Origin of the sequence: Aminobacter sp. J44, assembly GCF_007829415.1 — a bacterium.
Classification (GTDB): Bacteria; Pseudomonadota; Alphaproteobacteria; order Rhizobiales; family Rhizobiaceae; genus Aerobium.
Genome location: NZ_VLJG01000073.1, coordinates 1 through 5,278, shown reverse-complemented (window position 1 = coordinate 5,278; position 5,278 = coordinate 1). Strand labels below are relative to the sequence as shown.

The window sequence follows — 5,278 nt, the reverse complement described above, 5'->3', positions numbered from 1 at the left end:
GCCGGTGGCTTGTATCCAAGCGACGAGTGTGGCCTCTTGGTGTTGTAGTATCGCCGCCAGGCTTCGATGATGATCTTGGCCTCGGCGAGGCTGTAGAAGATCTCACCGTCATCCGAACCAGATCAAGCAATGGAAGGATCAGTTGCTCGATGGCGCGGTTGGCGTCTTCGGCGACGACCGGAAGGAGGAAGCGGTCCCCGCCGTCGATGTCAAAAGCCTGCATGCCAAGATAGGCGAACTGACGCTGGAAAACGATTTTTTGGCAGGCGCGCTCGGCAAGGCCGGACTGCTGAGCGGAAAACGATGATCGACCGGAACCACGACCTTTCGGTTTCCCGCCAAGCCCGGATACTCGGCATCAGCCGTGGCAGCGTCTATTACCTGCCACAACCGGCCTCAGTTGCCGATCTGGCTCTCATGCGCCGGATTGACGAACTGCATCTGGATTATCCTTTCGCCGGTAGCCGGATGCTGCAAGGGCTTTTGAAGGCCGAAGGGCATGATGTTGGCCACCTGCATGTGCGGACGCTGATGCGGAAGATGGGCATCGAGACGATCTATCGTCGCCCGAACACCTCCAAGCCCGCACCGGGCCACAAGGTCTATCCCTATCTTCTCAAGAACCTCGCCATTATCCGACCCAATCAGGTGTGGGCGATGGACATCAGCTATATTCCGATGGCGCGGGGTTTTGTGTATCTCTGCGCCGTCATCGACTGGTTCAGCCGCCGGGTGCTGTCCTGGCGGCTGTCGATCACACTGGAAACGGCGTTCTGCATTGAGGCGGTCGAGGAAGCGCTGTCGCGTTACGGCAAGCCCGACATCTTCAATACCGCCCGAGGCAGCCAGTTCAGTTCCGTTGACTTCATCAAGGTGCTGAAGGATGCCGAAATCAGCATCTCCATGGACGGCAAGCTTGAGGCGATATCTAAGCATCTCGGCATCGCCCCCGACAAAACGCGCCGTCCCTTCCTCACGCTTGACCGCCTTAAAGCTTTCCGAGATGCTATCGCGCATGGCAAGCCTAAGGAAGTCCCTATCGACACTGAGTTGGTGACCACCCAGGAGGAATTGGAGAAGGATAACTTTCTTGAAAGCGAGTGGGATGCGTTCATTACCCGCGATTTCATGAACGAGGCCTATGGAGACGCCGAGAACCTGTGGAGGCAGATGTTGAAGGTCTCCGGTCTGAACATCATGGACACGATTACGCAGGGTGGGCGGCAGGTCACCCTCATCGCAAACGTGGGCGAACTGGCGGAATAGAGCATCCTGTCTTCTTCCTTGGTGCAACCGGGAAAGCTTCAAGTTTTGGCTACGCCTTCCGGTTTGCGAAATACTGAATCGCGCGGGGTTTGCCGGAGGCCGGTTGGTTTAAGTTATGCGGCCATGGCTGCCTTGCTCTGATCCCCGAAAACCGGACCGTTCATAATTGGAGCTTTCCGCGCTATTTTCCCGGCTGGGAGAAGGAGCGGAGCGATGAAGGCATCGAAGTTTTCGCTTCACGCTCCTTCGGGTCGGACGCCCAGAAGGCGTTCATTCTGAAGCCCGCGATTCCCGTCGAACGGGATCAAGACCAACATGGCCCCGCCACGCGACCGTGTCTGCCGGTCGCCTCCTGAGCGGACGCGCGGATCAGGGACAGTTCGATGGCACGAATGTCGGCAAGCGCCTCGAGCCCGTCGGCCGGCAGAGGGAGATGGCGCACATCAGCGTCGCCCCGGAGCGAAGCGCTTCGACACCGTGTTGGCGATGCGCCTGTAGTCTTCGAAGCCGAGGCTGTCATAGAAGGCCAGCGCGCCGGCATTCTCGAGCCTGATGCTGGCGTCGATGAAGCAGACACCTGCAGCGTCGGCAGCGGCGATGGTTCTCCCGAACAGAGCCTTTCCGATGCCAAGGCGGCGATGGCCGGATTGGACGTAGGTCGAGATGAATGCCCAGTCGGCAGGCAGCCGGTCTTCTCCCGGCCAGTCCGGGTCTGACCATTCGAGCGATTGGAACCCTTTCACATCGGAGCCTGCCGCCGCCACGAAACAGGAGATACCGCGTGGGGGAGAAATGAATTCCCTCCGTATGCGCCCACCATCGAAAGGTCCTTCACGCGACGTCAATCCACCGATCGAGACGATCTCGTTGAGGATGGCCGCCATCTGATCCGCGTCCTCATCCCGGGCCGCCCGAACGACGAGGTTCATGATCCTTGTCTCCGCCTTCTCGACTTCGCAGGCAAGATACGATAGTTCCAGCCAGTATCCTTTCCAATTCGGGGAACGTCATGGGAGACGGAAAGTCCGCAGACAGGTAAGCCGCAGCAACGGTCTTCGTTGTTGCGGCGTTCCGTAGAGCAAATCGGTTCCGATTGCCGACGAACGAACGCCGCTTTTGGCTTCATTCAAGCGGATGTTTCGTCATGACAACCTCACGACATGCGTGGACCTACACGCTGCCTTCGGCCCTGTTGCTGATGGCTCCCTTCGACATCCTCGCCTCTTTGGCGATGGACATCTTCCTTCCCGTCGTTCCGGCGATGCCCGGCATCCTGAACACGACCCCGTCCATGATCCAGCTCGCGCTCAGCCTCTACATGGTGACGCTCGGGGTGGGGCAGGTGGTGTTCGGCCCGATCTCGGACCGCATCGGGCGACGGCCCGTCCTGCTTGCAGGCGGCGCGCTGTTTGCGGTCGGCTCGCTTGGCGCGGCCTGGTCGTCGACAGCTGAAGCGTTTCTTTGCTTCCGCCTCGTCCAGGCGACAGGGGCGTCGGCAGCGCTGGTCGCAACCTTCGCGACAGTTCGCGACGTCTATGCCAGCCGCCCGGAGAACGCCGTCATCTACGGATTGTTCAGCTCGATGCTGGCCTTCGTTCCGGCCATCGGACCGGTGACAGGGGCTGTCATCGCAGAGGCGCTGGGATGGCGGGCGATCTTCCTGACGCTTGCCGCACTGGCAACTCTCGCCGTGGGCAACGCCTTGCTCCGGTGGCATGAAACCCGCCCGGTCATCGAGAACGGAAAACGGCCTTCGGTCCTGCCGATTTTCACGAGCTTGCCGTTCTGGGTTTATACGGCGGGCTTCAGCGCCGGCATGGGCTCGTTCTTCGTCTTCTTCTCGACGGCTCCGCGCGTGCTGATCGGACGAGCGGGCTACTCGGAATTCTGGTTCAGCCTGGCCTTCGCGACGGTCGCGCTCGTCATGATCGCGACCACGCGATTTGCCAAGACTTTCGTTGGCAGGTGGGGCGTCGCCGGCTGCGTCGCGCGCGGGATGGCTCTGCTCGTCTGTGGAGCGGCGCTCCTCGGGATCGGGGAAGTCTACGGGTCTCCGTCGTTCTTCACCTTCATCCTGCCAATGTGGGTGATCGCCGTCGGCATTGTGTTCACCGTATCAGTCACTGCCAACGGGGCTCTTGCGGATTTCGACGAAATCGCAGGATCTGCAGTCGCCTTCTATTTCTGCATCCAGAGCCTGATCGTCAGCATCGTCGGCACGCTGGCGGTAACGCTGTTGAACGGTGACACCGCCTGGCCATTGATCTGTTACGCAACGGCAATGGCCCTGCTGGTGTCGGGCGGGCTGTGGCAGCTTCGATCCTGGTCGCGCGGGCAGGAAACTCCACTGCAGCGTGACAGCCAGTAGGGGAGAAGCAACAAGCTCTACCGGCTGCAGTCCCACATATGGTCGCGCCCCGGCTCACCCGGGGCGCTGAGCTCGAGAGAGAAAACCCGGGGTCGCGCGCGGCGGCCCCGAAGCCTCAGGCGATCAGGCCGTCATTCCAATTGCCTGACGGATTGCGACCTGTACCGGAGAGGGCGGCAGGGCGGGATCGAACTCGCCTTTCGGCAGGAGTGCCGGTTGCGCCATGAAGCGCGGCCGCTGCCCCCGGTGTGGCTGTGCGGCATGGACCAGAAACGGGTGGCAGAGATAGACCGTGCCCGCCGTGCCTGTCGCCAGTTCCACCTTGCACTTCTCCGTCGAGGCGTAGCCATTGGCAGACAATTGCCTGAGCGTTGCGCCTGCCTCGCCGTAGGGAAGTAATTCCCGTGCGATGTGGGCATGGGAACCCACCCGAATCCTCGTGGGTGCATCGTCCGGGCCGACATCCGAAAACAGGAACAGCATCAGCAGGGCGCGTCCGCTGCTCTTCACGTTGGCACGCCATTCCATGAAATCCGGATTGTCGGTACCGAAGCTCATGTCCACATGCCAGCCATCGTCACCGGGCGTTTCCGGAGAGGGAAAGCGGATCGGAAAGGTTCCCAGTCCCTTGGGGGCAAGCCAGCGGCCTTCGCCGACGAGCTGATCGTAGGCTTTGTGGAGGCGTGGCGTGTTGGCGGCTTCGATGAAGGGGAGCGAGGATTTGAACCCCACCCGAACAACGGGACGATCCCATTTTTGAGGCTCATCCGGCGACAGACCTGTATCGGCCCACAGTTCGTCCCTGCATTGTTTCGCGAGATCGGCGCTGAAGGCATCTTCTATCTTGACGAAACCATCGTCAATGAAGCTCTGGACCTGACCTGGAGTCAGGCCGACGTGCTCGATTTTGGGCATTGGACGTTCTCCGTGCGGCTGCCGCGTCAGCGGAGCCGATTGATATGAATGGCGCAGAATGCGCCGGAACGACTGAAAGCCGTTCAGATCAGCGGGAAGAACGTGGACATGAACATCATGCATAAAGGGATAACCGAAAGCGGGAACGTGAACAAGTTGCTGCGCGCGAGCATGCGGGGATAAACCCTTTATACGCCGAGGACAGCGACTTGCGGAGCTGGTTTCCCCGCGCATGCGGGGATAGACCCATGTTCCGCGTGCCTGTCGGGTAGGCATGCCCGATTTCCCCGCGCAGGCGAGGATAGATCTCAACTCCAAACGATAGCCAGCGGCTTCGGTACCGCCGACCTCGGTTGCACGCCGGTAGGCATGGCTGATGTCCGCCTCTTTACAACCGTATTTTCCGACATTCGGAGGTTGCGGCATCCAAGACGCGGGCATCGTAAAGTTGCGAATGTCTTCTTGCACACTCTGAACCGCGCCGGGTTTGCCGGAGGCTCCCCCTCTTGAGATTAAGGAGCCATCATGACGAAACGGAACGGCAATACCTATTCACCTGAAGTGCGCGAGCGCGCGGTTCGAATGGTTCTGGAGCACCGGGGCGAGTATGCTTCGGAATGGGAAGCTATCAATTCGATCGCTTCGAAGATCGGCTGCACCGGGGAGACGCTTCGCGGTTGGGTGCGGCGTGCTGAGCGGGATGCAGGCATACGGCCTGGGCCGACGAGC

Annotated in this window: 3 protein-coding genes and 3 pseudogenes; 3 read left to right on the top strand and 3 right to left on the bottom strand. The window is 60.6% G+C overall.

Annotation, left to right across the window (positions count from 1 at the left end; translation table 11 throughout):
* Positions 1-110, bottom strand: a pseudogene (locus L610_RS18640) (integrase core domain-containing protein); the annotation flags it as partial.
* Here L610_RS18640 and L610_RS18635 point away from each other — a divergent pair.
* A pseudogene (locus L610_RS18635) lies at positions 110-915 on the top strand (IS3 family transposase); the annotation flags it as partial. The pseudogenes L610_RS18640 and L610_RS18635 sit on opposite strands and share 1 nt — an antisense overlap.
* A gap of 794 nt (positions 916-1,709) precedes the next feature.
* Here L610_RS18635 and L610_RS18630 read toward each other — a convergent pair.
* Complete coding sequence (locus tag L610_RS18630) at positions 1,710-2,195, bottom strand: GNAT family N-acetyltransferase (protein WP_085503229.1); 486 nt, start codon at positions 2,193-2,195, stop codon at positions 1,710-1,712.
* A gap of 215 nt (positions 2,196-2,410) precedes the next feature.
* Between L610_RS18630 and floR the strand changes: the two genes are divergently transcribed.
* A complete protein-coding gene (gene floR / locus L610_RS18625; RefSeq protein ID WP_085503227.1) occupies positions 2,411-3,634 on the top strand; it encodes a chloramphenicol/florfenicol efflux MFS transporter FloR in 1,224 nt (407 codons plus the stop codon).
* A gap of 123 nt (positions 3,635-3,757) precedes the next feature.
* Here the strand turns inward: floR and L610_RS18620 are convergent, their stop codons facing one another.
* On the bottom strand, positions 3,758-4,549 hold the full coding sequence (locus L610_RS18620; RefSeq protein WP_085503225.1) for a phytanoyl-CoA dioxygenase family protein: 792 nt from the start codon (positions 4,547-4,549) through the stop codon (positions 3,758-3,760).
* A gap of 525 nt (positions 4,550-5,074) precedes the next feature.
* On the opposite strand from L610_RS18620, the pseudogene L610_RS18615 reads away from it, so the two are divergent.
* Positions 5,075-5,278 (top strand): annotated as a pseudogene (locus tag L610_RS18615) (IS3 family transposase); the annotation flags it as partial.